Origin of the sequence: Candidatus Pelagibacter sp. (genome assembly GCF_052049935.1) — a bacterium.
Taxonomy (GTDB): domain Bacteria; phylum Pseudomonadota; class Alphaproteobacteria; order Pelagibacterales; family Pelagibacteraceae; genus Pelagibacter.
Genome location: NZ_JBNGZA010000005.1, coordinates 32,519 through 58,323 on the forward strand (window position 1 = coordinate 32,519; position 25,805 = coordinate 58,323).

At 29.2% G+C, this 25,805-nt stretch carries 27 protein-coding genes; 21 read left to right on the forward strand and 6 right to left on the reverse strand.

The window, feature by feature from the left end:
• The first annotated feature begins 18 nt into the window (after nt 1–18).
• Genes murJ through ACTT90_RS03420 form a run of 4 tightly spaced genes read left to right on the forward strand, consistent with a single transcriptional unit; the run spans nt 19 to nt 4,261 of the window.
• Entirely contained in the window at nt 19–1,548 is a 1,530-nt protein-coding gene (murJ, locus tag ACTT90_RS03405) for a murein biosynthesis integral membrane protein MurJ (protein WP_440937445.1), read from the forward strand.
• A gap of 6 nt (nt 1,549–1,554) precedes the next feature.
• Nucleotides 1,555–2,559, forward strand: coding sequence for a tryptophan--tRNA ligase (gene trpS, locus ACTT90_RS03410; RefSeq protein WP_440937446.1), 1,005 nt, complete (start codon nt 1,555–1,557; stop codon nt 2,557–2,559).
• Between the two features lie 50 nt (nt 2,560–2,609).
• Nucleotides 2,610–3,152 carry a NifU family protein gene (locus ACTT90_RS03415; RefSeq protein ID WP_440937447.1) on the forward strand — a complete coding sequence of 181 codons (543 nt, stop codon included), beginning with the start codon at nt 2,610–2,612 and terminating at the stop codon, nt 3,150–3,152.
• Nucleotides 3,149–4,261 (forward strand): glucosaminidase domain-containing protein, encoded by a 1,113-nt coding sequence (locus ACTT90_RS03420; RefSeq protein WP_440937448.1) that lies wholly within the window; start codon nt 3,149–3,151, stop codon nt 4,259–4,261. Before ACTT90_RS03415 ends, ACTT90_RS03420 begins: the two co-directional genes overlap by 4 nt.
• Here the strand turns inward: ACTT90_RS03420 and ACTT90_RS03425 are convergent.
• Nucleotides 4,258–5,316, reverse strand: coding sequence for a polysaccharide deacetylase family protein (locus ACTT90_RS03425; RefSeq protein ID WP_440937449.1), 1,059 nt, complete (start codon nt 5,314–5,316; stop codon nt 4,258–4,260). The genes ACTT90_RS03420 and ACTT90_RS03425 overlap by 4 nt on opposite strands.
• Between ACTT90_RS03425 and ACTT90_RS03430 the strand changes: the two genes are divergently transcribed.
• The 13 genes from ACTT90_RS03430 (at nt 5,309) to ACTT90_RS03490 (ending at nt 19,084) form a co-directional block, all read left to right on the forward strand.
• Nucleotides 5,309–5,650 carry a peptidase M22 gene (locus tag ACTT90_RS03430; RefSeq protein WP_440937450.1) on the forward strand — a complete coding sequence of 114 codons (342 nt, stop codon included), beginning with the start codon at nt 5,309–5,311 and terminating at the stop codon, nt 5,648–5,650. The two genes, ACTT90_RS03425 and ACTT90_RS03430, sit on opposite strands and share 8 nt — an antisense overlap.
• Nucleotides 5,651–5,658: 8 nt before the next feature.
• Nucleotides 5,659–6,075: a Fur family transcriptional regulator gene (locus ACTT90_RS03435; RefSeq protein ID WP_440937451.1), complete on the forward strand. Its 417-nt coding sequence runs from the start codon at nt 5,659–5,661 to the stop codon at nt 6,073–6,075.
• Complete coding sequence (miaB, locus tag ACTT90_RS03440; protein WP_440937452.1) at nt 6,072–7,400, forward strand: tRNA (N6-isopentenyl adenosine(37)-C2)-methylthiotransferase MiaB; 1,329 nt, start codon at nt 6,072–6,074, stop codon at nt 7,398–7,400. The genes ACTT90_RS03435 and miaB overlap by 4 nt, the downstream gene beginning before the upstream one ends.
• Before the next feature lies 1 nt (nt 7,401).
• The gene (locus ACTT90_RS03445; RefSeq protein WP_440937453.1) at nt 7,402–8,403 is read left to right on the forward strand and encodes a PhoH family protein; all 1,002 of its coding nucleotides are present in this window, start codon (nt 7,402–7,404) and stop codon (nt 8,401–8,403) included.
• A complete protein-coding gene (gene ybeY, locus ACTT90_RS03450) occupies nt 8,390–8,851 on the forward strand; it encodes an rRNA maturation RNase YbeY (RefSeq protein WP_440937454.1) in 462 nt (153 codons plus the stop codon). The genes ACTT90_RS03445 and ybeY overlap by 14 nt, the downstream gene beginning before the upstream one ends.
• A gap of 1 nt (nt 8,852) precedes the next feature.
• Entirely contained in the window at nt 8,853–10,400 is a 1,548-nt protein-coding gene (lnt, locus tag ACTT90_RS03455) for an apolipoprotein N-acyltransferase (RefSeq protein ID WP_440937455.1), read from the forward strand.
• Entirely contained in the window at nt 10,393–11,562 is a 1,170-nt protein-coding gene (gene metK / locus ACTT90_RS03460) for a methionine adenosyltransferase (RefSeq protein WP_440937456.1), read from the forward strand. Before lnt ends, metK begins: the two co-directional genes overlap by 8 nt.
• 98 nt (nt 11,563–11,660) lie before the next feature.
• On the forward strand, nt 11,661–13,214 hold the full coding sequence (gene nusA, locus ACTT90_RS03465; RefSeq protein ID WP_440937457.1) for a transcription termination factor NusA: 1,554 nt from the start codon (nt 11,661–11,663) through the stop codon (nt 13,212–13,214).
• Nucleotides 13,215–13,223: 9 nt separating this feature from the next.
• Nucleotides 13,224–15,440, forward strand: coding sequence for a translation initiation factor IF-2 (gene infB, locus ACTT90_RS03470; protein ID WP_440937458.1), 2,217 nt, complete (start codon nt 13,224–13,226; stop codon nt 15,438–15,440).
• Nucleotides 15,440–15,808 (forward strand): 30S ribosome-binding factor RbfA, encoded by a 369-nt coding sequence (rbfA, locus tag ACTT90_RS03475; RefSeq protein ID WP_440937459.1) that lies wholly within the window; start codon nt 15,440–15,442, stop codon nt 15,806–15,808. Before infB ends, rbfA begins: the two co-directional genes overlap by 1 nt.
• Nucleotides 15,809–15,815: 7 nt before the next feature.
• Nucleotides 15,816–16,064, forward strand: coding sequence for a 30S ribosomal protein S15 (gene rpsO, locus ACTT90_RS03480; RefSeq protein ID WP_440937460.1), 249 nt, complete (start codon nt 15,816–15,818; stop codon nt 16,062–16,064).
• A 51-nt stretch (nt 16,065–16,115) separates the two neighbouring features.
• Nucleotides 16,116–18,188 (forward strand): polyribonucleotide nucleotidyltransferase, encoded by a 2,073-nt coding sequence (pnp, locus tag ACTT90_RS03485; RefSeq protein WP_440937461.1) that lies wholly within the window; start codon nt 16,116–16,118, stop codon nt 18,186–18,188.
• 74 nt (nt 18,189–18,262) lie between these two features.
• Nucleotides 18,263–19,084: a phytanoyl-CoA dioxygenase family protein gene (locus tag ACTT90_RS03490; RefSeq protein WP_440937462.1), complete on the forward strand. Its 822-nt coding sequence runs from the start codon at nt 18,263–18,265 to the stop codon at nt 19,082–19,084.
• Between the two features lies 1 nt (nt 19,085).
• Here the strand turns inward: ACTT90_RS03490 and ACTT90_RS03495 are convergent, their stop codons facing one another.
• From ACTT90_RS03495 to fabA, 4 genes are read right to left on the reverse strand one after another with little or no spacing between them, the layout of a single operon-like run.
• A complete protein-coding gene (locus ACTT90_RS03495; RefSeq protein WP_440937463.1) occupies nt 19,086–19,721 on the reverse strand; it encodes a hypothetical protein in 636 nt (211 codons plus the stop codon).
• Nucleotides 19,722–19,751: 30 nt separating this feature from the next.
• On the reverse strand, nt 19,752–20,537 hold the full coding sequence (locus ACTT90_RS03500; RefSeq protein WP_440937508.1) for an enoyl-ACP reductase FabI: 786 nt from the start codon (nt 20,535–20,537) through the stop codon (nt 19,752–19,754).
• Nucleotides 20,537–21,751, reverse strand: a complete 1,215-nt coding sequence (gene fabB, locus ACTT90_RS03505; RefSeq protein ID WP_440937464.1) for a beta-ketoacyl-ACP synthase I — start codon at nt 21,749–21,751, stop codon at nt 20,537–20,539. The genes ACTT90_RS03500 and fabB overlap by 1 nt, the downstream gene beginning before the upstream one ends.
• A complete protein-coding gene (gene fabA, locus ACTT90_RS03510) occupies nt 21,748–22,251 on the reverse strand; it encodes a bifunctional 3-hydroxydecanoyl-ACP dehydratase/trans-2-decenoyl-ACP isomerase (RefSeq protein WP_440937465.1) in 504 nt (167 codons plus the stop codon). The genes fabB and fabA overlap by 4 nt, the downstream gene beginning before the upstream one ends.
• Nucleotides 22,252–22,325: 74 nt before the next feature.
• Between fabA and ACTT90_RS03515 the strand changes: the two genes are divergently transcribed.
• From ACTT90_RS03515 to ACTT90_RS03530, 4 genes are all read left to right on the forward strand, one after another.
• Nucleotides 22,326–22,754 (forward strand): Fur family transcriptional regulator, encoded by a 429-nt coding sequence (locus ACTT90_RS03515; protein WP_440937466.1) that lies wholly within the window; start codon nt 22,326–22,328, stop codon nt 22,752–22,754.
• A gap of 106 nt (nt 22,755–22,860) precedes the next feature.
• Nucleotides 22,861–23,277, forward strand: coding sequence for a rubrerythrin family protein (locus ACTT90_RS03520; RefSeq protein WP_014953887.1), 417 nt, complete (start codon nt 22,861–22,863; stop codon nt 23,275–23,277).
• Between the two features lie 156 nt (nt 23,278–23,433).
• Nucleotides 23,434–24,765, forward strand: coding sequence for a (Fe-S)-binding protein (locus tag ACTT90_RS03525; protein WP_440937467.1), 1,332 nt, complete (start codon nt 23,434–23,436; stop codon nt 24,763–24,765).
• Between the two features lie 2 nt (nt 24,766–24,767).
• Nucleotides 24,768–25,361 (forward strand): DUF3501 family protein, encoded by a 594-nt coding sequence (locus tag ACTT90_RS03530; RefSeq protein WP_440937468.1) that lies wholly within the window; start codon nt 24,768–24,770, stop codon nt 25,359–25,361.
• Here ACTT90_RS03530 and ACTT90_RS03535 read toward each other — a convergent pair.
• Nucleotides 25,354–25,800 carry an SH3 domain-containing protein gene (locus ACTT90_RS03535; protein ID WP_440937469.1) on the reverse strand — a complete coding sequence of 149 codons (447 nt, stop codon included), beginning with the start codon at nt 25,798–25,800 and terminating at the stop codon, nt 25,354–25,356. The genes ACTT90_RS03530 and ACTT90_RS03535 overlap by 8 nt on opposite strands.
• Between the last annotated feature and the right edge of the window lie 5 nt (nt 25,801–25,805).

The following is a 25,805-nucleotide window of genomic DNA, read 5'->3' on the forward strand; positions in this document are numbered from 1 at the left end:
TTAAGACTAATATGATTTATGAACTTGATTAAGTCAACAGGCACATTTAGTTTCTTTACAGTGTTAAGCAGGATATCTGGATATATCAGAGATATCTTAATAGCGTTCTTTTTAGGAACAGGTTTTATAGCGGATGCATTTTTTGTGGCATTTAGAATTCCAAATACATTTAGAAGATTATTTTCAGAAGGAACATTTAATGCTGCGTTTATACCAAGTTATACATCTGAACAAAGATCAGGAAAAATAAAATCTGATAAGTTTGCAAATCAAGTTTTTAATATTTTATTAATAGTATTGTTTCTTTTAGTAATTATTGTTGAATTATTTGCCCCTTTTTTTGTTTCATTGTTAGCGCCAGGTTTCATCGAAGATGATCAAAAAATAGATTTAGCAGTTAAATTAACAAGAATTACTTTCCCTTTCTTATTGTTTGTATCATTAGCATCGTTTTTTGCTGCAATATTAAACTCACATAATAGATTTGCTGCAGCCGCCGCTTCTCCTATTATTTTAAATTTGATATTAATAATTACATTATTAATTTCAGCCAACATCGGAGATCAACTTGCTTATCAATTGTCTTATGCAGTAACAATTAGTGGGATTATACAATTATTATTTTTATATATTTTTGTTAAAAAATATTTTTCACTATATTTACTTATTAAAATTAATTTTAATCAAAAAATAAAGTTCTTTTTCAAGAAATTATTTCCAAGTATTTTTGCTGCTGGTGTAACACAAATAAATGTTTTAATTGGTACTATAATTGCCTCCTTTCAAGCTGGAGCCGTTTCATATTTATATTATGCTGATAGAATCTATCAAATAAATTTAGCGATAGCCGGAATTGCTATAGGAGTAGTTATACTTCCTCAACTATCAAAATATATTCAATCAAAAAATAGAGAAAAAATTAATCTTATCCAAAATAAATCAATCGAACTTTGTTTATTTTTATCTTTACCAGCCTCTATAGCTTTACTTTTAGGCTCAGAGGAAATAGTATCTGCTTTGTTTGGATATGGATCTTTTAATGAGCAATCTATAATTAATTCTTCAAAAGCTCTTTTTTATTTTGCATTTGGCTTACCAGCATTTGCTCTAATAAAAATATTTTCAAGTTTCTTTTTTGCAAACAATGATACCAAAAACCCTTTTTATATATCTTTAGTTTCAGTAGCATTAAATGTTTTCATAAGCGTGTATTATTTTAAAGAAATAGGATTTATAATTATACCAATTGCAACTTCAATTTCGTCATGGTTTAACACGATTATTTTATTTTTATATTTATTAAATAAAGACTTATTTAAATTTAACAAAAGCTTTTTAATTCAATTTATTAAAATTACATTTGCTTCCCTAGTTATGGGAATATTTTTTTATTTTATGATTACCGAATTTAGTTATTATTTAGATGATGATTATTCATTAAAAGCAATTTTTATTTTAATTTTTGTGCTTTTAAGCATTCTTTTTTATCTTTTGGTTTCTTTTTTAATTAAAGCATTTAAATTAAGTGATATTAGGGCTAAATATTAATTAGTTATGAGTAAGAAAATTTTTTCAGGTGTTCAACCTACTGGTAATTTGCATTTAGGAAATTATTTGGGTGCTATAAAAAATTTTGTAGAATTAGGAAATGATCAAAATAATCACTGTATCTATTGTGTTGTAGATCTTCATGCAATAACTGTAAAACAAGATCCAAAATTATTGACTGAAAATATTCGAGAAACTGTTGCGACTTTTGTGGCAAGCGGGATTGATCCTGAAAAAAATATAATATTTAATCAATCAAGAGTTTCAGCTCATGCAGAAGCGGCATGGATTTTTAGTTGTGTGGCAAGAATGGGTTGGTTGAATAGAATGACCCAATTTAAAGAGAAAGCAGGAAAAGACAAAGAAAAAGCGAGTGTTGGGTTATATTCATATCCAGTTTTAATGGCAGCTGATATTTTGCTTTATGATGCAACACATGTACCTGTTGGAGAAGACCAAAAACAACATCTAGAATTAAGTCGTGATATAGCTCAAAAGTTTAATAATGATTTTGAACAAGAAAATTTTTTAAAAATTCCAGAACCATTAATTCAAAAAGAGTTTTCTAGAATTATGAGCTTGAGAGATGGTAAAAAAAAAATGAGTAAATCTGAAGTATCAGATCTAAGTAGAATTAATTTAACTGATAATAAAGATGTGATTATTTCAAAAATTAAAAAAGCTAAAACAGATCCTATGCCTTTACCAGCAGAAATTAAAGATTTGGAAAAAAGACCCGAAGCAAAAAATTTATTGAGTATATATTCAAGTTTAAATGATACGACACTAGAAAAAACAATTAGTCAATTTTCTGGTAAAAACTTTTCTGAATTTAAAGATTCTTTAATTCAAGTTTTAGTTGATAAACTTGACCCAATATCAAGAGAAATTAATAAATTAATGTCTAATCAAAATTATTTAGACAAGATTCTTGATTTAGGTTTTGAAAAAGCAAATAATATTGCTTCAGAGAAAGTTAAAAAAATAAAGCAAATAATCGGATTTAATTAATTTTTTAATTATCAAGTTTAAATTTTAAAATTAATTACTATATTGCAAATATGTTTGTACAAACTGAAATTACACCAAATCCTAATTCATTAAAATTTTTACCAGGGAAAAAAGTTTCTAATAATGGTTCTTTTGAGATAACAAAAAAAGATAATATTAATAATGAATTAGTAAGAAATTTATTATCAGTAAATGGAGTTGAGGGAATTTTTTTAGGTGAAGATTTTATATCAGTAAATAAAAGTGGCAGTATTAGTTGGGAGGAAATAAAACATATAGTTATTTCTCTTATTAATGATTTTTATTCAGATGGTAAGGATTTTGTAATTGATAAAAATTTGGATGAAAAAATTTCAAATCGTTCTGAAATTGAACAAAATATAATTAAAATTTTAGACCAGAAAATTAGACCTGCTGTTGCTAAAGATGGTGGTGATATAAAATTTAAGGAATTTAAAGATGGAATTGTAAGAGTGCAATTACAAGGAAGTTGCTCAGGGTGTCCGAGCTCTACAATGACATTAAAACAGGGCGTTCAGAATTTATTAAAACACTATATCAAAGAAGTCAAAGAAGTAGAGGCAATACAATGAAAAATATAAGATTTATAAATTTTAATTCTAAAAAAAAAACAATCGAAACAATTTATTTGTTCGGAGATAGGGTTACCGGAACAATTGGCAGAACATTTCTTTCATGTATATTTGTAATGCTTTTTTTTTATGTTGCTCCAATTTTTATAAATTTTTTACATGAGGATATTCTTACTGGCGAGTTTAAAAATGATTCTAGAAAAATTATGGTTTATAAACTTGATGGAAAAAACGTAGATGGAAAAGAAAAAAAAATTGAAGATATTGAAATTTTTAATGAAAAAGATTTGTTGTCAGATATTTTGACATTAAACGATATTGAAAATGATTCAATTCGTTTAAATGCCTCAACTATTAAACAATTATTTAAAGATACAAATTATAATTTAAATGATGTCAGAACAAACAAATTAGTAAAACCAGTCGCACTTACCTGGTTACCTTATGAGATAAAAAAAATTGAAAACACAAAAAAAAGAAAAGAATTATTTTTACAAATTGTATTACCATTAGTATTAGAAGAAAATAATAAGATCAAATTAGATAGAATAAAGTTATTTAGTATAATTAAAAAATCTAACAATACAGAAGTTGAGAAAAAATGGTTAAATAAAAAATACAAACAATATGGAGTAAATTCAAAAGATCTTTCAGTTTTAAAAATTAGAATGGACGAAATACCAACCTCATTAGCTTTGGCACAAGCAGCAAAAGAAACAGGCTGGGGAACATCCAGATTTGCATTAGAAGGAAATGCTTTATTTGGACAATGGACATGGTCTGGAGAAGGATTAAAACCAAAAGACTCAGACTTATCTGAGGGTCACAAAGTAATGAAATTTAATATTTTGCAAGCTTCTGTTAGAGCATATCAAAGAAATTTAAATACACATAAATCATACAAAAAGTTTAGACAAGCAAGAGCCGAATTAAGATCACAAGGCAAAAAATTAGATAGTATAATTTTATCTCAATATTTAGATAAGTATGCAGAAACAGGCATAAAATATGTTGAAATTTTACAAAAAATTATTGATCAAAATAATTTAAAAGATTTTGATGATGCAAAATTATTACCATCAAGCAAAAAATTAGAAAGTTTAATTTAATTTCTTACAGTAAATTGAGTCCCAAACCATCTCCATTTACCTTTATCATTTAAGGAACAATTAATTCTTCCTCTTCTTGGTAAAAACTTATCTTCAAATTTTATTTTCATTACATTGTTTTCAAAAGTAGAATTTGTTTTTTTCCAATTACCACCATCATTAGAATAACAAGTAATTTTATTTATATTTGTTTGAACATCAAAAAACTCAACTATTAACTCAGGAGGATTAGAGTTATTATTTATTTTTTTTTCTTCAGGTTTAATAGATTTATATTCAAGAGGATTATAGTTGATAACAGATTTAAATCTTTTTAAGTCACCATATTTTTCATTTATGGGAAATCTTGGCAGCTCATACTTATCTTTATTTAAATCAATAACACCAGAGTGTTGTCCAAAAGCAACACTAAAGTTTTTTGAGATGTAATTTTTCATAAATTCTGAATATTCTCCAAAGGGATAAGAAAATATAGAGGGAATATAGCCAAGTTTTTCTTTAAAGATTTTACTAGCGGTCTCAATATCATCTATAAAATCATCATTATTAAAATCAATTAAGTATTCATGTGTATGAGAATGATGTCCAATTGTGCCTAAGGGTGATTCCTCAATTTCTATAATTTGTTCCCATGTCATATAACCATTTTTTCCAACTGGCTCGGTTGAAACAAATAAAATAAATGGAATATTATTTTTTTTTAAATATGGCCATGCCTCTTCATAAAATGAGCTAAAACCATCATCTATTGAGATTAATATTTTTTTTTCTTTTTTTCTTATATTAAATTCCTCATCAAAAAACTTAGGATCATAAAATTTATATCCCAAACTTTTAATCATTTGCATTTGTTTATCAAACACATTCATTCTGATGTTTGTTGAGGGATATTTATTTTCATTAAATCGATGATACATCAAAGACAAAACACCCTTATCATTTGAAAAAAATTTGCTATCATTTTCAGATGCAATAGAGTTAAATGATAGAAGAAAATAGCAAATGGAAAAAATAATAATAGATGTTGCAAATGAAAAAATTTTTTTAATGTTCATAAATAAAGATAATATTCATAAAGTTGAACATGAAAATAGTAAAATTAACTATGAGAAGTTGTCTATATTGATTGACGAATTTTTAAAGAAACATAAAAAAAATTTAAATAATATTTCTGAAATATATGTAAATAGAGGCCCAGGTAGTTTTGCAGGTATTAGGAATTCTTTATCAACTGTAAAAGCAATAAATTTAGCTAACAATACAGATTATTTTTGTTTTAGTTTTAATGATTTTAAAAAAGAAAATAATGTTAAATATGAAAATATTCCAGATTTATGCAAAAAATATAAGATTAAAAAAAATTTGATTAATCCTGATTATTCAGGTTAAAACTAGCTATGTCAGAAACCATCGAAGAAAAATGTTTATTAAAAGGGGTAAAACTTACTGACCAAAGACGTGTAATTGCTCAAGTTATGTCAAAATCAACAGATCATCCAGATGTTGACGAATTATATAAAAGAGTTTCAAAAATAGACTCAAAAATTAGTATTGCTACAGTTTATAGGACTGTAAAACTTTTTGAGGAAAGTGGAATTTTGACAAAACATGAATTTAAAGGAGATAAAGCTAGATACGAGGAATTAAACGAAGGCCATCATGACCATCTAATCGATGTAAAAACTGGAGAGATTATTGAATTTGTAGATGATGAAATAGAAAAGTTGCAACAAAAAGTTGCCAAAAAGTACGGTTATAAATTAGTAGATCATAAATTAGAGTTATATGGAGTAAAAATTAACTCAAAAAAATGATGAAAAAAATTTTTATTAAGACATTTGGTTGTCAAATGAATGAATACGACTCAAATCGTATATTTGACACCGTTAAAAAAATTGGTTTTGAAAAAACAGATGTGCTTGATGAAACTGATTGTTACCTTTTAAATACTTGTCACATCAGAGATAAGGCTAAAGAAAAAGTTTATCATGATATTGGAAGAATAAAAAAAAATTTCAGATCAAAAAAAAAACCTTTCGTAATTATAGCAGGATGTGTTGCACAAGCTGAAAATGAAGAAATGCTAAAAAGAGAACCATATATTGATTTGGTCATTGGTCCACAGGCCTATCATAAAATCAACCCAAAAATTGAGGAATATTTTGAAAAACAAAAAAAATTAGAGGAAACAGATTTTGATGCTGAAGCAAAATTTAATTATTTAAATCAAATTAAAAATAGCTCAAGCAAAGTATCATCATTTTTAACAATTCAAGAGGGATGTGATAAGTTCTGTCATTTTTGCGTAGTTCCTTATACACGTGGTCCAGAATATTCTAGATCCTTTAATGAAATTATCGATGAAGCTAAAAATTTATCTTTTAATGGAGTTAAGGAAATTACTCTGCTTGGACAAAATGTTAATGCGTATAACTATGACAATTATAAATTATCAGATTTGATTCTTGAGATTGAAAAAATTCCAACAATAAAAAGAATTAGGTATACAACATCTCATCCAAGAGACATGACTGATGATTTAATTGAAGTTTACGGGATTTCTAAAAAATTGATGCCTTTAGTTCACTTACCTGTTCAAAGTGGATCTGATAAAGTTCTAAAATTAATGAATAGAAAACATTTGATAAGCGATTACATCAAGACTTATGAAAGATTAAAAAAAATAAATTCTAAAATAGAATTTTCTAGTGACTTTATAATTGCATATCCTGGTGAAGAAGAAAAAGATTTTAATGAAACTTTTCAATTAATTAAAAATATTAAATTTATTAATTCGTTTTCTTTTATTTTCAGTCCAAGACCAGGAACAGCAGCGTCTAATTTAAAATTAATTGATAAAGAAATTTCAAAAGAAAGACTAGAAAAAGTCCAAAAACAATTATTTGAACATCAAATTTTAATGAATAAATCTTTAGAAAATCAGGAAATTAATGTTTTGGTCGAAAATAAAACTGAAGAAAATAATAAGTTTTTTGGTAGATCTGAGTACATGACTTCAGTTATATTTGATGGTAATGATGAAGATGTAGGACAAGTGATAAAAGTAAAAATTAACAATAGTAACCAAAACACATTGTTTGGTGAAAAAGTAAGAAAATCAGAACAAAAAGTAGCTTAAATTGAGTAATACAATTAAAAAAGGTATCCAATCTTCTTTGAAATTTGTTTATTCAGAAAATAATTCTCTGAGTGTAATTTTTCATGAAAATGACTTATTGATGGGTGTAGTTGGTGAGTTTAATAAAAATTTGAAAGAGTTGGAAAAGCTAACAGGAGCAAGCATTTATTCTAGAGGAAATTCAATATTAATAAAATCAACTCCAGATAAAAATGAAATTGTTAAAAATGCAATTCAATTTTTAGCAAATCAATTTATTAACAATGAAAGTATTGAACAAAAGGATATTATATCCTCTATAGATCAATTTATGATTAATGAAAAAGTTAAAAATACCAATGTTACTGATATTATAAAAACACCAAAAAAATCAATTATTCCAAGATCTGAGAAACAGAAAGAATACGTTAGGGCTTTAAGACAGAGTGAAATAATTATTTCTGCAGGTCCAGCTGGTACAGGAAAAACTTTCTTAGCTGTGGCGGTAGGATTAACAATGCTATTAGAAAAGAAAATAGAAAGAATTATATTATCTAGACCAGCTGTTGAAGCTGGAGAGAGATTGGGTTTTTTGCCTGGAGACATGAAAGAAAAGGTCGATCCATATCTAAGACCTTTATATGATTCACTTTACGATCTTTTTCATTTTGAAAAAATTCAAAGAATGATTGAAATTGGAGATATTGAGATTGCTCCTCTAGCATTTATGAGAGGTAGAACTTTAAAGAACTCATTTGCTATTTTAGATGAGGCACAAAATGCTACAGAAACTCAAATAAAAATGTTTCTTACAAGAATTGGTGAAAATTCAAAAATTGTAGTTAACGGAGATCCATCTCAAATTGATCTGCCCAATAAAAATATGTCAGGCCTGGATAAATCCAAAAAGATACTATCTCATTTAAGTGAAATTTCAGTTGTAGATTTTGATCACTCAGATGTTGTAAGACATCCTTTGGTTTCTAAAATTGTTAAAGCATATAACAATAATGATCAAAGTTAATGTCATTACAGAAGAAATATCTTGGTCAAAAAAGATAAAAAATAAAGAGTTATTTTTTAATAAAATTATCAATTTTTTTCCTAATAAATTTAAATTTCAAAATAAAAAAGTTTATTTTACACTTCTACTTTCAAACAATAAAAAAATTAAAGTTTTAAATCATAAATTTAGAAAAAAGAATAAACACACAGATGTATTGTCTTTTCCTTTTGAGCAAAAAATTATGAGTAAGAAGGAATTTTATTTGGGAGATATTATAATTAGTTTCAATTATATGAATGATCCAAAAAATATAACAAATAAAAAATTCACTGAAAAAACAGTAAAAATTTTTATACATGGTTTCTTACATTTGTTAGGTTATGATCATATTAATGATAATGATTATAAAAAAATGCAAACAGCAGAAAAAAATATCTTTAATACAGTAAAAAAATTATTGAATTAAATTGAAAAAAAAATCTTTAATAAAATTATCTTTCATATTTATTTTAGGTGTCATTTCCTCTTTTAGTTTGCCACCATATAATTTTTTTATAATAAATTTTTTTTCTTTGAGTATTTTTTTTGGTTTTTTATTTAAAGAGTTAAAGAAAAGAACTAATTATAAAAAATTCTTTTTTTATGGTTGGTTGTTTGGTTTTGGATTTTTTTCAACTAATTTATATTGGATTACGATATCGTTAACATTTGAAGATCAATTTATATTACTCATACCATTTGCATTAATTTTAATTCCATCTTTTTTGGCAATATTTTATGGGCTGATCACGATTATTTTTAAACTGTTAAGGCCTAAAAATTTAATCAGTGCTTTTTTTCTCTTTTCATTACTTTTTGGATTGGTTGAATTTATAAGAGGAACTATTTTTACAGGTTTTCCATGGAATTTAATTGTTTATAGTTTCTCTGATAAGATAACTTTTTTAAGCGTTTTATCATTAATTGGAACTTATTCATTAAACTTAATTGTTTTAAGTTTTTTTACAGCTCCAGCGTTGTTTGTATTGAGAAATTCAAAGAAAGAGATTGCTATTTGTATATTTTTGTTTCTTTTACCTATTTTTTTTCTGATCTATGGAAATTATCAAAAAAAATTATTTTTTGATAAAGATCTAACTGAGATGCCTCATACTGTTAGGGTGTTAGGATCAAATATAAGTCTAGATAGATTTTATTATGATGTAGATCCTGAAAAAGTAATCACAGAACTAATAAATCTTAGTACACCAGACTTCAGTAAAAAAATAATTTTTTTATGGCCAGAGGGTATTATTCCAAACACATATGCCAACACAATGTCTTTATATAAAGATATATTTATAAATAAGTTTAATGAAAATCATATTATAGCTCTTGGAATTACAAATAGAGAGTTAGATAATAATAATTATGAGTTTTTTAATTCATTATCTGTATTCGATAATAATTTAAATTTGTTAAGTACTTACAATAAAGTCAATCTAGTTCCATTTGGAGAATTTTTACCTTTTGAGAGAACTTTAAACAAACTAGGTTTAGAGACAATAACAAATAATTTTGGATCGTTCTCAAAAGGACAAAATAGAGAAATAATTGATTTAGAGCAAAACTCAAATTTTAATATGAGTTTCTTGCCACTTATATGTTATGAGATGATCTATACTGGCAATCTTTCGAAAAAAAAAAATTTTAATATTATTTTTAATATTTCGGAAGATGGATGGTTTGGCAATTCTATTGGACCCAAACAACATTTTAGCCATAGTGTTTTTAGAGCAATAGAAAGTGGAAAATATATTTTAAGATCAAGTAACAATGGAATGGCAGCAATAATAAATCCACTAGGACAAGTTGAAAAGAAACTAGATTATGGAGTTTCTGGTTATATTGACTTTAATAAAAAAAGAGATTTTCAAACAACTATGTTTTCCACATATGGTAACAAAATTTTTTTCATTATGATTTTATTGTATATTTTTTTAATATTTTCATTTAATAGGATGAAAAATGAGTAAATTAAAAAATTATCTTTTTACTAGTGAGTCAGTATCAGAAGGACATCCTGATAAAGTATCTGATCGAATTTCAGATATGGTAGTTGATACATTTCTGTCTGGTGACCCTTATTCAAGAGTAGCTTGTGAAACTCTAACTACTACCAATAAAGTTGTTTTAGCTGGTGAAGTGCGTGGACCAGAAATTAATAAAGAAGAGTTAATTTCAAAAGTAAGAGATTGCATAAAAGATATTGGGTATGATCAAGATGGTTTTACTTGGAAAGACGCTACTAAAATAGAAAGTCATTTACACTCACAATCTACTGATATTGCGATGGGTGTAGATTCATCAGGTAATAAAGACGAGGGAGCTGGCGATCAAGGAATAATGTTTGGTTATGCATGTAATGAAACAGATGTGTTAATGCCAGCACCTATTCATTATTCTCATAAAATTTTAAGATTGATGGCAGAAGACCGAAAATTAGGAAAATTAAAAAATATCGAACCAGATTCTAAAAGCCAGGTAACTTTTGAATATGTTGATGGTAAGCCTGTCAAAGTAAAATCAGTTGTAATATCTTCCCAACATTCTCCTGATGTAAATCAAAACGATGTAAGAGACCTTCTTAGACCTTATATGTTAAAATCAATACCAAAAGAATTTTTAGAAGGTTTTAATGAGAAAGAATTTTATGTTAATCCAACAGGAAATTTTGTAATTGGTGGGCCTGATGGTGATTGTGGTTTAACTGGTAGGAAGATTATTGTAGATACCTATGGAGGTGCTGCACCACATGGAGGTGGGGCTTTCTCTGGAAAAGATCCAACAAAAGTTGATAGATCAGCAGCATATGCAGCAAGATATATTGCAAAAAATGTTGTTGGCTCTAAAATTGCTGACAAATGCTTAATTCAATTAGCTTATGCAATAGGAGTTTCTAAACCTTTATCAATTTATGTTGATCTATTTGATAATGATATTGAAAAAAATAAATTTGTTGTAAATAAAATTAATGAAAATTTCGATCTAACCCCCAGAGGTATTAGAGAAATGCTAGGATTGAATAAACCAATTTATGAAAAAACTGCTGCTTATGGCCATTTTGGAAGAACACCAGAGTCAAATGGAGCTTTTTCATGGGAAAAAACAGATAAAATAGATATTTTTTCTAAATAGTTTTTATTGATTAATTAAAATTCTCTAATATATTTCATACACATTATTGAATTATCAAAATGGGCGTCAGCCCATTTTTTTTTGGAGTAAACAAAAATATGTTAAATAAAAGAGCAGATAAATTAGAATTATTGAGAATAGCTGAAGCTGTAGCGTTAGAAAAATCTATAGACAAAGAACTTATTATTAGTTCAATGGAAACAGGTATTGCAAAAGCAGCAAAATCTAAATTTGGTCAGGACAATGAGATTAAAGTTGTGATTAACCGAGATAGTGGAGATATCGAGCTTTTTAGAAAATTAACAATTGTTGATAATCCAGAAAACACAAATACAGAAATAAAGTTATCAGATGCAATTAGTATTAATGATGAGAATAAATTAAAGACTATCGGGGATGAGGTACTACAACCATTACCATCTTTTGACTTTGGAAGAATAGCAGCTCAAACAGCAAAACAAGTAATAAGTTTTAATGTTAGAGAGGCAGAAAGAGAAAGACAATATAACGATTTTATAGATAAAAAAGATACCATTCTAAGTGGAATTGTAAAACGTTTAGAATTTGGAAATGTAATAGTTGATCTTGGAAGAACGGAAGCAATAATTCAAAAAAATGAAATGATCCCAAGAGAAAATGTTAAAGCGGGAGATAGAGTAAAAGCATATTGCTATGATGTTAGAAAAGAACCAAGAGGACAACAGATTTTCTTATCTAGAGCACACCCAAAGTTTATGGAAAAACTTTTTGTTCAAGAGGTTCCAGAGATATACGATGGATTGATTGAAATTAAGTCTTCTTCAAGGGACCCAGGAAGTAGAGCAAAAATTTGTGTTAGAGCGGTTGACACATCATTAGATCCTGTAGGTGCTTGTGTTGGTATGAGAGGATCAAGAGTTCAAGCTGTAGTAAATGAACTGCAAGGAGAAAAAATTGATATCGTTAATTTCTCTGAGGATCCAGCAGTATTAGTTTCAAATGCATTATCACCAGCAGAAGTTCAAAGAGTTAATGTTGATATAGAGAGAAAAAAACTTGATGTAATACTTACAGAAGAAAATTTAAGTAAAGCTATTGGTCGAAGAGGTCAAAATGTTAGACTTGCAACAAAATTGCTTAACTATGAAATTAATATTATGACTGACCAAGAAGACTCTGAAAAAAGACAACAAGAGTTTAAAGAAAAAACAGATAATTTTGTTAAAAATTTAGAATTAGATGAAACACTTGGTCAACTTTTAGTGGCCGAAGGATTTTCAACGATTGATGATATCAAAGATAGCCCGCTAGAAAATCTGACAAAGATAGAAGGCATTGAAGAAGATACTGCAAAAGCACTTATAGAAAGAGCACAAGAATTTCATAAAAAAGATAAAGAAGAAATTTCTGAGAAAATTAAAGAACTTGGTCTTTCTGAGGATCTTAGAAGTTTAAAAGGATTAACACCTGGTATGCTTATGACCCTGGGTGAACAAAAAATTCTAACTTTAGAAGATTTTGCAGATCTTGCATCAGACGAACTTACTGGTGGTTTTGATGTTGTAAAAGGAGAAAGAGTAAAAATTCAAGGATATTTAGAGGATTTTGCTTTATCAAAAACTGAAGCTGATGATCTTATAATGTCAGCAAGAAATATAGTTTACAAAGATTAGGGATGAGAAATGGAAAACAAAAAAACGAAACTTACTATTTCCGGAAATCCAAAAAAATCCTTTAAAGATTTTAATTCTCCTAAACCACAGGGAAAAAATTTATCTTCATCGAACAGAGGTTTCGGTAAATCTCCGGGAAAAGGAAATTTCAAAAAACCAACAGGAGCTGGTTTTAAATCATCAAGTAATTTTGGAAAAAGTTCTGGCTTTAAGCCTAATTTTCCACCAAAAACCCCTTCAACATTAAGTGATTTTGAAAGAAGAAAACTTGCAGAACAAAGGGCTACAAAAAGATTAAAAGGAGATACTGATAAAGATAAAAAATCCAAAACAGATATAAAAAAAAGAGACACAAAACTTACAGTTTCAAGAGCATTGAGTGATGAAATAGAAACTAGAGAAAGAAGTTTGGCATCTGTCAAAAGAGCAAGACAAAAAGAACTGAAAAATTCAAGTAAAGAAGAGGACAAAGAAAAACTAAAACCTGTTAAAAGAGACATCAATATTCCAGAAGCAATTACTGTAAGAGAGTTAGCTAATAGGATGGCAGAACAATCTAGTAATGTAATTAAATATTTGTTTGGTATGGGTGTTACAGTCACAATTAATCAAACTTTAGCAGCTGATACAGCAGAATTTTTGGTTAAAGAATTTGGACATAATCCAATAAGAGAAGAAAAAGCAGAAGAGATAATACAAAAAATTAAAGAATCTCGTGCAGAAAATTTAAAAAATAGAGCGCCCATAATAACAGTCATGGGACATGTGGATCATGGAAAAACTTCAGTTCTAGATGTTTTAAGAAGTGCTAACGTTGTTTCAGGAGAATTTGGAGGCATTACTCAACACATTGGTGCTTATCAGGTTGAAAATGGAAAAGATAAATTGACATTTATAGATACTCCTGGCCACGCAGCATTTACAGAAATGAGAGCTAGAGGATCTAAGTTAACTGATATTGTAGTTTTAGTAATTGCAGCAGATGATGGAGTAAAACCTCAAACTGTGGAGTCGATAAATCATGCAAAAGCTGCAAATGTTCCAATTGTAGTTGCTATTAATAAATGTGATCTTCCAGAAGCAGATCCTCAAAAAATCAAAAATCAACTTTTAGAACATGAGTTAATTGCTGAAGATTTATCTGGAGATATATTAATGGTAGAAATATCAGCTAAGACAAAATTAAATTTAGATAAATTAATTGAAGCTATTTCTCTTCAAGCAGAAATTTTAGATTTAAAAACAGACTTTGAATCAAAAGCTACTGGTGTGGTTTTAGAGTCCAAGATAGACGTTGGGAGAGGACCAGTTGCTACCGTTATTGTTACATCGGGAACTTTAAAAAAAGGTGACTTTTTTGTTAGTGGTTTAAAATGGGGAAAAGTTAGAGCAATTATAAATGACAAAGGTAAGAGCATTGATGAAGCTCCTCCCTCGACGCCTGTAGAAATTTTAGGAATTAATGGTGCTGCAAAATCTGGTGATGATTTTATTGTTTTAGACTCTGAAAAAGAAGCTAAAACATTAAGTGAAAATAGAGACGTAGAAAGTAAAGATAAAAAAAATCCATTATCATTTGCTTCTCAAGAATCTGCTTTCGCAAATAAATCTGCTGAAGAATTAAATTTGATAATCAAATCAGACGTTCATGGTTCATCAGAAGCAATTAAAAACGCAATAACACAAATTAAACATGAAGAAGTTAAACCAAAAATAATTTTAGCTGATATTGGTATGGTAACTGAAACAGATGTGACTTTAGCAAAAGCATCGAATGCAGTTTTAATCGCGTTTAATGTCAAACCAAGTAAAGAGGCAAAAAAATTAGCAGAGAATGAAGGGATCAAAATATCTTCATACAATATTATTTATGAAGTACTTGACTATATAAAACAAAAAATGTCAGGCTTGCTATCACCAGATGTTCAAGAGACAATAACTGGCACAGCACAAGTATTGGAAATATTTAAAGTTTCTGGTGCTGGAAAAGTAGCCGGTTCTAAAATTACTGAAGGTGAAATTACAAGTGTGTCAGATGTGAGAGTTATTAGAGATGGTTCAATAATTTATACTGGGAAAATAAGCTCAATTTTTAGAGAAAAAAACCAAGTTAAACAGGTAAGTAATGGCCAAGAATGTGGAATTACTTTAAAAGATTACATGGATTTTCAAAAAAACGATACAATAGAGGCGTTTAGTGTTACATCTACAGAAAGGTCAATATAATGACTGATAGAATAGGCAAACCGATATCACAAAGGCAGCTAAGAGTTGGGGAAATGATTAAACAATCATTGAGCATGATATTTTTAAGAAATGAAGCAAAAGTTCCAAATTTAGAAACAAACACAATAACAGTTACTGAAGTTAGAATGAGCCAAGATCTTAAAATTGCAAAAGCATATGTACTTCCATTGGGAGGCAAAGATGCTGATGAAGTTATAAATAAACTTAAAGAGTATTCTTTTTTGATAAGAAAAATTCTTTCAAAGAAAGTTATCGTAAAATTTTTACCAAAATTACTTTTTAGAAAAGATGAGTCTTTTGAGTATGCGGAAAAAATTGAAAATTTAATTAAACAAACAAATAAATAGGAAAAATATGAGTAAAAAAGCAAGTGAATTAGCAATGCATGAAAAGGACACTGGTTCATCAGAGGTGCAAATTGCATTGTTAACTGAAAAAATTGAAACTCTTTCAAAACACATAAAACAATTTAAGAAAGATAAACACTCTTCAGTTGGTTTATTAAGAGCGGTAAATAGAAGAAAAAAATTGTTAGAGTATCTAAAGAAAAATAAATTAGAATCTTACAAAAATGTATTGTCTAAATTGAATTTAAGAAAATAAGATCAAAATAGATAGCACGGAACGAAACGAAAAGAACGAAACGGAAAAGAAATGTTTAAAATACATAAGAAAGAAATAGAAGTAGCAGGAAAGAAAATAAGTTTAGAAACAGGAAAAATAGCAAGACAAGCAGATGGAGCAATTATTGCTCGATGTGGTGAAACAGTTGTATTAGCAACTGTTGTAGGTGCTAAAAAAGTAAATCCAGATGTAGATTACTTTCCATTATCAGTTAATTACCAAGAGAAATATTATGCAGCGGGAAAAATACCTGGTGGATATTTTAAGAGAGAAGCAAGACCAACTGAAAGCGAAACGTTAATTTCAAGATTAATCGATAGACCAATCAGACCTTTGTTTCCAGATGAATTTAAAAATGAAGTACAATTATTACCAACTGTAATCTCGTATGATAAAGAAAATGAAGCAGATATTTTATCTATTACTGCCTCTTCGGCAGCATTAGCAATTTCTGGTATGCCATTTCTTGGACCAGTGGGAGCATCAAGAGTTGGATATATAGATGGTAATTATGTTTTAAACCCATCAAAAGAAGAACTTAAAAAATCTAAATTAGATTTAGTAGTAGCAGGAACAAAAGATGCTGTTCTAATGGTCGAGTCAGAGGCAAATGGTTTAACTGAAGAAGAGATGTTAAATGCAGTAAAATTTGGTCATGAAGGTTTTGTACCAGTTATAGAGATGATCGAAGATCTTGCTAAAGATTGTAGAAAACCAGAATGGGTTGTTGAAAAAAAAGATCTTTCAGAAGTAAAAAAAGTATTAGAGGATAATTTTACAGATGGCCTTAAAAAAGCTTTTGGAACAAGAGATAAGCAAGATAGATCAAATCAGATTTCTGAAATAACAGATAAAGCTAAAAAGTTATTTGAAGAAAACGAAAATTATACTGATCTAGATGTTAATTCTGAACTTAAAAATCTTGAGAAAAGAATAGTAAGAACAGATATTCTAAAAAATAAAAATAGAATAGATGGTAGAGGTTTATCAGATGTGAGACCAATATCATGTGAGGTTGGAATTCTACCAAGAACGCATGGTTCAGCACTATTTACAAGAGGAGAAACTCAAGCAATAGTAACAACGACTCTTGGAACATCAGATGATGAGCAAAAAATTGAAAGTTTAGATGGCTTACAAAAAGAACGATTTATGCTCCACTATAATTTTCCTCCATTTTCAGTGGGAGAAACTGGCAGAATAGGAACTGGTAGAAGAGAAATTGGACATGGAAAATTAGCATGGAGAGCAATTAATTCATCATTGCCACCAAAAGAATCTTTTCCATATATTTTTAGAATAGTATCTGAGATTACAGAATCTAATGGTTCTTCATCAATGGCTACTGTCTGTGGTACGTCACTAGCATTAATGGATGCAGGAGTACCAATTAAAGAACCTGTTGCTGGTATAGCTATGGGATTGATTAAAGAAGGTGATGATTTTTCAGTTTTATCTGACATCTTAGGAGATGAAGATCACTTAGGTGACATGGATTTTAAAGTAGCTGGAACTAAGGATGGTATTACTTCTTTACAAATGGATATTAAAATTACAGGTATTACATTTGAAATAATGGACCAGGCTTTAAAACAAGCTAAAGATGGAAGAATTCATATTCTCGGTGAAATGAATAAAGCTCTATCAGCATCTAGAACTGATGTTGGAAAACATACTCCTAAAATGGAAAAAATTACAGTTGATAAAAAAGATATTGCAGCAGTGATTGGAAAAGGAGGGGCAACAATCAGAGAAATTGTTGAAGTTTCAGGGGCTAAAGTTGATATTAATGACGAAGGTGAAGTAACAGTTGCTGCGCCTGATGAAGAGTCTAGAAATAAAGCAATGCAGATGATCAAAGATATTACTGCAAAAGCTGAACTTAATAAAATTTATAGTGGAAAAGTAATGAAGATTATGGAGTTTGGTGCATTTGTTAATTTTTTAGGAAAACAAGATGGGCTTGTTCATATTTCAGAGCTTGCAGACAAGAGAGTGGCAAAAGTAACTGATGTTGTTAAAGAAGGTGACGAGGTTAAAGTTAAAGTTATCGGTTTTGACAGAGGAAAAGTTAAACTTTCAATCAAACAAGCTAATTCTTAAAAATTTCAGGGGTTTGGGGCACCTGGCAACAGAACGCCCCTTTCACAAACCTATAAATATAATAATATATCCAAATGATCAATTTGGAATTAGACCATACATTAATTAATAACTTTGACCGTGACGGTTTTATTATTTTAGAAAAATTTATAGAAAAAGATTTTATTAAAAATTTAAAAGAAAGATTTGAACCATTATTTAGGGGTAAATTTGAAACAGGAATTGAACCTGATGAGTGGAATTGGAAATTTGATAAAGACCCAATTGATGTAACTAGACAAATTTGCAATGGATGGAAATCTGATACATTAATTAAAAGTTTCGTATGTAATGAAATTATAGGAAAAGCTTGTGCTGAATTAATGAACTGGAATGGTTCAAAATTAATTCAAGATAATGTTTTATGGAAACCTCCGGGTGGAAAAACATTAGGTTATCATCAAGATGCTGCTTATGATGATTGGATTATTCCCCAAACTATGATGACTTGTTGGATGTCATTAGATGACACTAAAAAAGAAACAGGTACTCTCGAATACGTCAAAGGTTCTCATAAATGGGGATTACAACCACCTAGAGGGGAATTTCATTCACCAGAAGATTATCGAGAACAATTAAAAATTTTTGCTAAAAAAAATAATAAAGAATTAGACATTGTTTATGTAGAAGTGCCAGCTGGTGGAGTTGCATTTCATCATGGGTATATGTGGCATGGCTCAGGCATAAATACTTCAAATAAACATAGAAGAGCAATTGTCTCTCATTGTGTACCCTCTGATGCTAAATTTCATCCAACAAATAATGGTGGTACCGCTAAAACTTATAAAAAATACAAAATAGAGAATTCTGATCAACTACCAGATGAGTTTTTCCCTTTACTTTGGAAGAGAGATTAAATTACGATTTTAAAGTACAGTGACTGTCTTTAACAATACAGCCAGCCTTTTCCATTTCATCATCAAATATTCTTGGATGATTTTTCGCATACTTATTAAATAAATAGTTGTGAAAATATGGTCTAAACTTTCCATCATCTGTAAAAGCACCAGATTTGTGACCATCTGAAACTATTGTTTTTATTAACCTACCTTCGTTGTCATATAGAACAGTTTCACCATAACAATTACAAAAATAACTTCTATTTTTTGATGGTTCTAAGTCTACAAAAATTGTAGTTCCTCTTATACCTATAGTTCCTTGAGGAATTTTAACTTTCAACTCATCTTTTTGTTTACTGAATACTGCATGAACAGACCCTTTAATAACTTCTGTAAGTTTATTTGAAATAAATTTTAGTTTTGTTTCTGGTCTTACCAGATAAAAATCATCTTTAACTTTAATTATTGATTTCTCACTTTTTGTCTCGATTATATTGTCATTTAAATCAGTAAATCCATTGTTTGCAGATTTTGAGTCTATAAAAAATTCTCCATTAAGAATTTTATTTCCATTATCAGCCAATACTAATACAGGGTTTAGTCCCCAAGCGATAAGTGCAGTTGTTACTGTCTTGCAAAAATCTCTTCTATTCATAAGTGTTTTATATACAATTTTTATTAAATTTTAAAAAATATTTTTTGGATCTGGCATTCCTACTTTGTTATATCCTGCATCAACATAATGAATTTCACCTGTGACACCATTAGCAAGATCACTTAAAAGATAAAGAGCAGAATTTCCAACATCATGAATATCTACGTTTCTTTTTAAGAAAGAATGATCTTCATTCCATTTATATAAAAATTTAGCATCACCAATTGCAGAAGCAGCTAAAGTCTTTATAGGTCCAGCACTTATTGCATTTACTCTTATTCCTTTAGCCCCCAAGTCTCTAGCAAGATATTTAACACTTGCTTCTAATGCTGACTTACACACGCCCATCACATTATAATTTGGGATCGCCTTAGTTGACTCGTATGTTAGGGTAATCATACTTCCATTTGGTTTCATAATTTTTTGAGCCTCTCTTGCTACTTCAGTAAAAGAGAAACATGAAATCAACATACTTCTTAAAAAATTATCTCTTGTGGTATTTAGATACTCTCCAGATAATTCTGACTTATCAGAAAATGCAACAGCATGAACCACAAAGTCTATTTCGCCCCAAGATGATTTTATATCCTCAAAAAGTTTGATAACTTCTTCTTGTTTTTCCACATCACAGCTAAATGTGACATTTGAATTTAATTTTTCAGCTAATGGAACAACTCTTTTTTTTAAAGCGTCTCCAAGATAAGTAAATGCTAGTTCAGCACCAGCCTCAGCTAATTTTTGGGATATACCCCAAGCGATTGATCGTTCATTCGCTACTCCCATGATTAATCCTTTTTTACCTTTCATTAAGCTCATCATTTTACCTTTTCAAAAATTAAAGCTGCATTAGTTCCACCAAATCCAAAACTATTAGACATCACAGTGTTAAGAGTCGCTCCCGTTTCAGTTTTTGTTACTATAGGAAACTTTTTAGCCTCATCATCCATATCATTAATATTTGCTGAGCCCGTGATAAAATTATTTTTCATCATAATCAGACAATATATTGCTTCATGAACAGATGCAGCACCAAGAGGATGGCCTGATAAAGATTTTGTTGAACTTATTTTAGGTATCTCATTCCCAAATGTTTCTTTAACTGCATTAAGCTCAGTAATGTCACCTACTGGAGTAGAAGTGCCGTGGGTATTTATATAATCAATTTTATTTTTTGTTGTAGCTAAAGCCATTTTCATACATCTCACAGCTCCTTCTCCTGAAGGAGCAACCATGTCATAACCATCTGATGTTGCGCCATATCCAGTTAACTCAGCATAAATTTTTGCACCACGAGCTTTAGCATGTTCGTATTCTTCCAAAACTAATACACCTGCACCACCAGCAATTACAAAACCATCTCGAGTTTTGTCATAAGCTCTTGATGCTTTTTCAGGGGTATCATTGTACTTTGAAGAAAGTGCAGTCATTGCATCGAACATTGCTGTCATAGCCCAGTGCAATTCTTCACTTCCTCCAGCAAAAACAACGTCTTGTTTTCCCATTTGAATCAATTCACTAGCATGTCCTATACAATGCCCACTAGTAGCACAAGCTGAACTCATTGTATAATTTACACCTTTGATTTTAAATGGAACTGCTAAGGTAGCAGAAGCAGTACTTGCCATAGTTCTTGGAACAATAAACGGCCCCATCAATTTCGGAGTTTTTGCTCTAGTTTTATCAACTGATAAAACTACATTTTCTATTGAAGGTCCTCCTGAACCCATTACGATTCCAGTTTTAAAATTACTAATTTGATTATCTTCTAATCCTGAGTCTTTTATAGCTTCATTCATGGCAACGTAGTTATAAGCAGAACCAGAACCCATAAATCTAATCGTTTTTCTATCTACATGATCTTCTAATTTAATATTTGGTTTTCCATGAATGTTACTTTTTAAATTATGTTCTTTATATTCCTCACTAAATGAAATCCCTGATTTTGAGTTTAATAATGATTGATGAACCTCTTCTTGATTATTTCCCAAACAAGAGACTATCCCTAAACCTGTAATAACTACCCTTCTCATGATTTAAATAACCCCACTTTTAAACTTTCTGCCGTATAAATTTTTTTGTCATCTGCATAAACAACGCCGTTAGCTAAGCCTACAGTTGTACCACCCGGAGACATAATTTTTTTCATATCTATTTCATATTTTACAAGTTTAATATTTTGTAAAACTTCTCCCGTGAATTTAACAGTTCCAACTCCAAGTGCACGTCCTTTCCCTGGATTTCCTAACCAACCTAGAAAAAAACCTACTAATTGCCACATTGCATCTAAGCCAAGACAGCCTGGCATCACAGGATCGTCTTTAAAATGACAGTCAAAGAACCACAAATCTTTTTTGACATCTAATTCAGCAGATAATGAGCCTTTTTTGAACTCACCATCGTTTTCATTGATCTTACTTATTCTATCAAACATAAGCATTGGAGGGAGAGGTAATTTGGCATTTCCAGGCCCAAAAAGATCCCCATTTCCACATTGAATTAGATCATCATAGCTAAAAGAGTTTTTTTTCATAAAATTTGAACTCTCTTAATACTTGATTTATATTAAATATAATATAGAAATAGTTTAGAATAATTATAATTTGCATGACAAAAAGCGTTGATTTTATTGATAAATTAAGAAAATCTGGATTAAGACCAACAAGACAAAGACTTAAAATTTGTGAAGTTTTGTTTGATAGAGATACTACTTTCCACTTTACAATAAATGATCTTACTAAAATAATTAGTGAAAAATTAAATGAAAAAATTTCATTAGCTACTGTTTATAACACTGTTCATGCATTCAAGAACAAAGGATACTTAAAAGAAATCTCAATCAATAGTGATAAAAGCTATTTTGATACAAACACATCAGTTCATCACCATTTTTTTGATGAAGATACTAATAGATTAATTGATTGTGGTGAAAACGATCTTGATGAAATAAAAATTAAAAATAATACCACTGGAAAAAAAATAAATTCTGTTGAAGTGTTGATAAAAGTTGCAACTGATTATCAAACTCAAAAATAATCCAATAAAATCAATTATTTAAAAAATACATTAAAATGATTCTAAACTGTTGACATATAGTTTAGAATGATTATATATTTGTCATATTTAAATTAAGGAGAAAATAATGTCTTTAAAAGGAAGTAAAACAGAAGAAAACTTGAAAGCAGCATTTGCTGGTGAAAGTCAAGCTAACAGAAGATACCTCTATTTTGCTCAAAAAGCAGATATCGAAGGTTATAACGATGTAGCTACAGTTTTTAGATCTACAGCAGAAGGTGAAACTGGTCATGCTCATGGACACTTAGAATACCTAGAGCAAGTTGGTGATCCTGCAACTGGTAAACCAATTGGAGAAACTAAAGCAAATTTAGCTTCAGCTATCGAAGGTGAGACGCATGAGTACACTGATATGTACCCAGGTATGGCTAAAACTGCAAGAGAAGAAGGTTTCGAAGAAATTGCAGACTGGTTTGAAACTTTAGCAAAAGCTGAAAAATCACACGCTGGTAAATTCCAAAAAACTTTAGAATCTATTAGCTAATAAAATATTTCTAGTGGGCGTGTATAACGCCCGCTATCTCAATCTTAAAATTTTTACAAATATGATAGAGCAATTATTACAAACACTAAAAGATTGGTTTAACGAGCCTGTTTTAATTTTATCTCTATCATTAATAATAATAACTAACATAATTATATGAGCAAAGAAGGTAGTACAGAGGCACCAATAAGACACCCAATTGATTTTGAGCATCCGGATTTTACAAATCCAGAAAAACTGGATGCTGAAATGAGAAGAGTTTTTGATATCTGTCATGGCTGCAGAAGATGTTTTAATTTATGCGATTCATTTCCAAAACTTTTTGACATGATAGATGAGTCAAAAGATGAAGATGTTGAAAGTTTATCAAGTGATCAATTTGCACCGGTTGTCGATGCTTGTACCTTATGTGACATGTGTTTTATGACGAAATGTCCTTACGTACCACCACATGATTTTGACTTAGATTTTCCACATCTAATGCTGAGATATAGAACAGCGCAAAAAAAACTAGGCAAATTACCAAGTATTCCAAGACAACTAGCTGAGATAGATAGAAATTCAAAAATTGGAGTAATGTTTTCTGGATTAATAAATTGGGCTTCAAATATTAAAAATAAATTATTTAGAAAAATCTTAGAATTAATAGCTGGTATTGATATTAGAGTGCAATTACCTAAATATAACTCTGAAACTTTTTCTAACTTTTTCAAAAAAAATAATAAAAAATTAATATTTGAAGATAAGAAGTCTGAGAGAAAAGTTGTAATTTATTCAACTTGTTTTGTTAATTTTAATAAAAAAAATACAGGGGTTGCAGCTTTAAAAGTATTAAAAAAAAATGGTGTAGAAGTTCAAGAAGCATATCCTGGCTGTTGTGGAATGCCATTTTTAGAACAAGCGGATTTACCTAAAGTAGTGGAGCAAGCTAAAAAAGTTTCAAAAGATTTATTTGATTGGATTAATAAAGGTTACAAGGTTGTTACTTTGACCGCTAGTTGTGGATTGATGCTAAAATTTGAATGGCCACTGTTATTGCCTAATGATGAAACTGTTAAAAAATTATCAGAAAATGTAATGGATATTGATGAATATGTTGTTGATATAGCAAATAATGAAGGTTTAGCCGATGGCCTTCAAGAGATTGATGGAGGAGTTACAGTTCATCATGCTTGTCATGCTAGAGCTCAAAACATGGGTATTAAGGCTAGGGATATGCTTAAATTAATCCCTAACGTAAAAATTGATGTTGTTGAAAGATGCGCGGGTCACGGTGGAACATTTGGTGTAATGAAAGAAACACACGATTTAGCAATTAAAGTAGGAAGACCTACAGCGAGACAAATTAAAACTAAAAACAATAAATATATGGCATCTGATTGTCCTTTAGCAGGTAAACATTTAAAACAATTAGAAGCCGATACAAATATAGCCAACGATGAGGCACTACACCCTATCGAATTAATGGCTAAAAGCTATAGGATATAAATATGCCAAAAAATAAAAGAGAAATAACTAAAGAAGATATCATGCCACTTGATGTCTATACAAAGAATAGAAAAGAATTAAGAAAAAATATTGTTGAATTTAAAAAAGATAGAAGAGTTCCACTTGGACCATATGCAACTTTTTATTTTGAAAGTTACGAAACGATGTTGGCGCAAGTTCAGGAAATGCTTTACATTGAAAAAGGTGGAGACGAACAATTAAATGATGAGTTAACAGCTTACAACCCTCTTGTACCAAATGGAAAAGAATTAACAGCAACACTTATGTTTGAAATTGATAACCCAGTTTCAAGAGCTGCATTTTTAGGTAAAGTTGGTGGGATTGAAGAAAAAGTATTTATGAAAGTAGATGGAGAAATAGTAAAGGCATTACCAGAAGAAGATGTAGATAGAACTTCTGCTGATGGAAAGGCCTCTTCAGTACAGTTTATTCATTTCCAATTTAGTAATGAACAAATAAATAAATTTAAATCTAAAGATTCTTTAGTTGAACTTGGTATTGATCACCCAGAATATTCACACACTACAAAATTAAGTGAAGCAACTGTTAAATCTTTATTAGAAGATTTTAGTTAATAGATCCCCAAATATTTTTGGCTTCAATCCAACCATTAAATTTATTGGTTGTAATTTTACACCAATTATTTGAACATTTTTTTATAACTAATAAACGGCCTTTTTTAATTTTAGCCAGCGGTTTTGAAAAAACTGTAGGCTTTGTAAATAATATTTTATCATTTAAAGAGATTATAGAATTAGATTTTTTTAGTTGAGAAACATGTATCCAGCCACTGTTATTTTTTAAATCAATTATTCTTCTAAAATTCTCTTTTTGATCAATCTGTTTGATTGGAAGATTGATTTTATTGTATACATACTTTACTTGAAAATTAAATCCTGGGCCATATCTGACATTAACTTTATTCTTTTTTAAAGATAAAAAAATATCCTCTGAAAAAACATTTACCGGATAAATTAAAATAAAAGTTAATAAGATTAAAAATTTTTTTATCATAATAT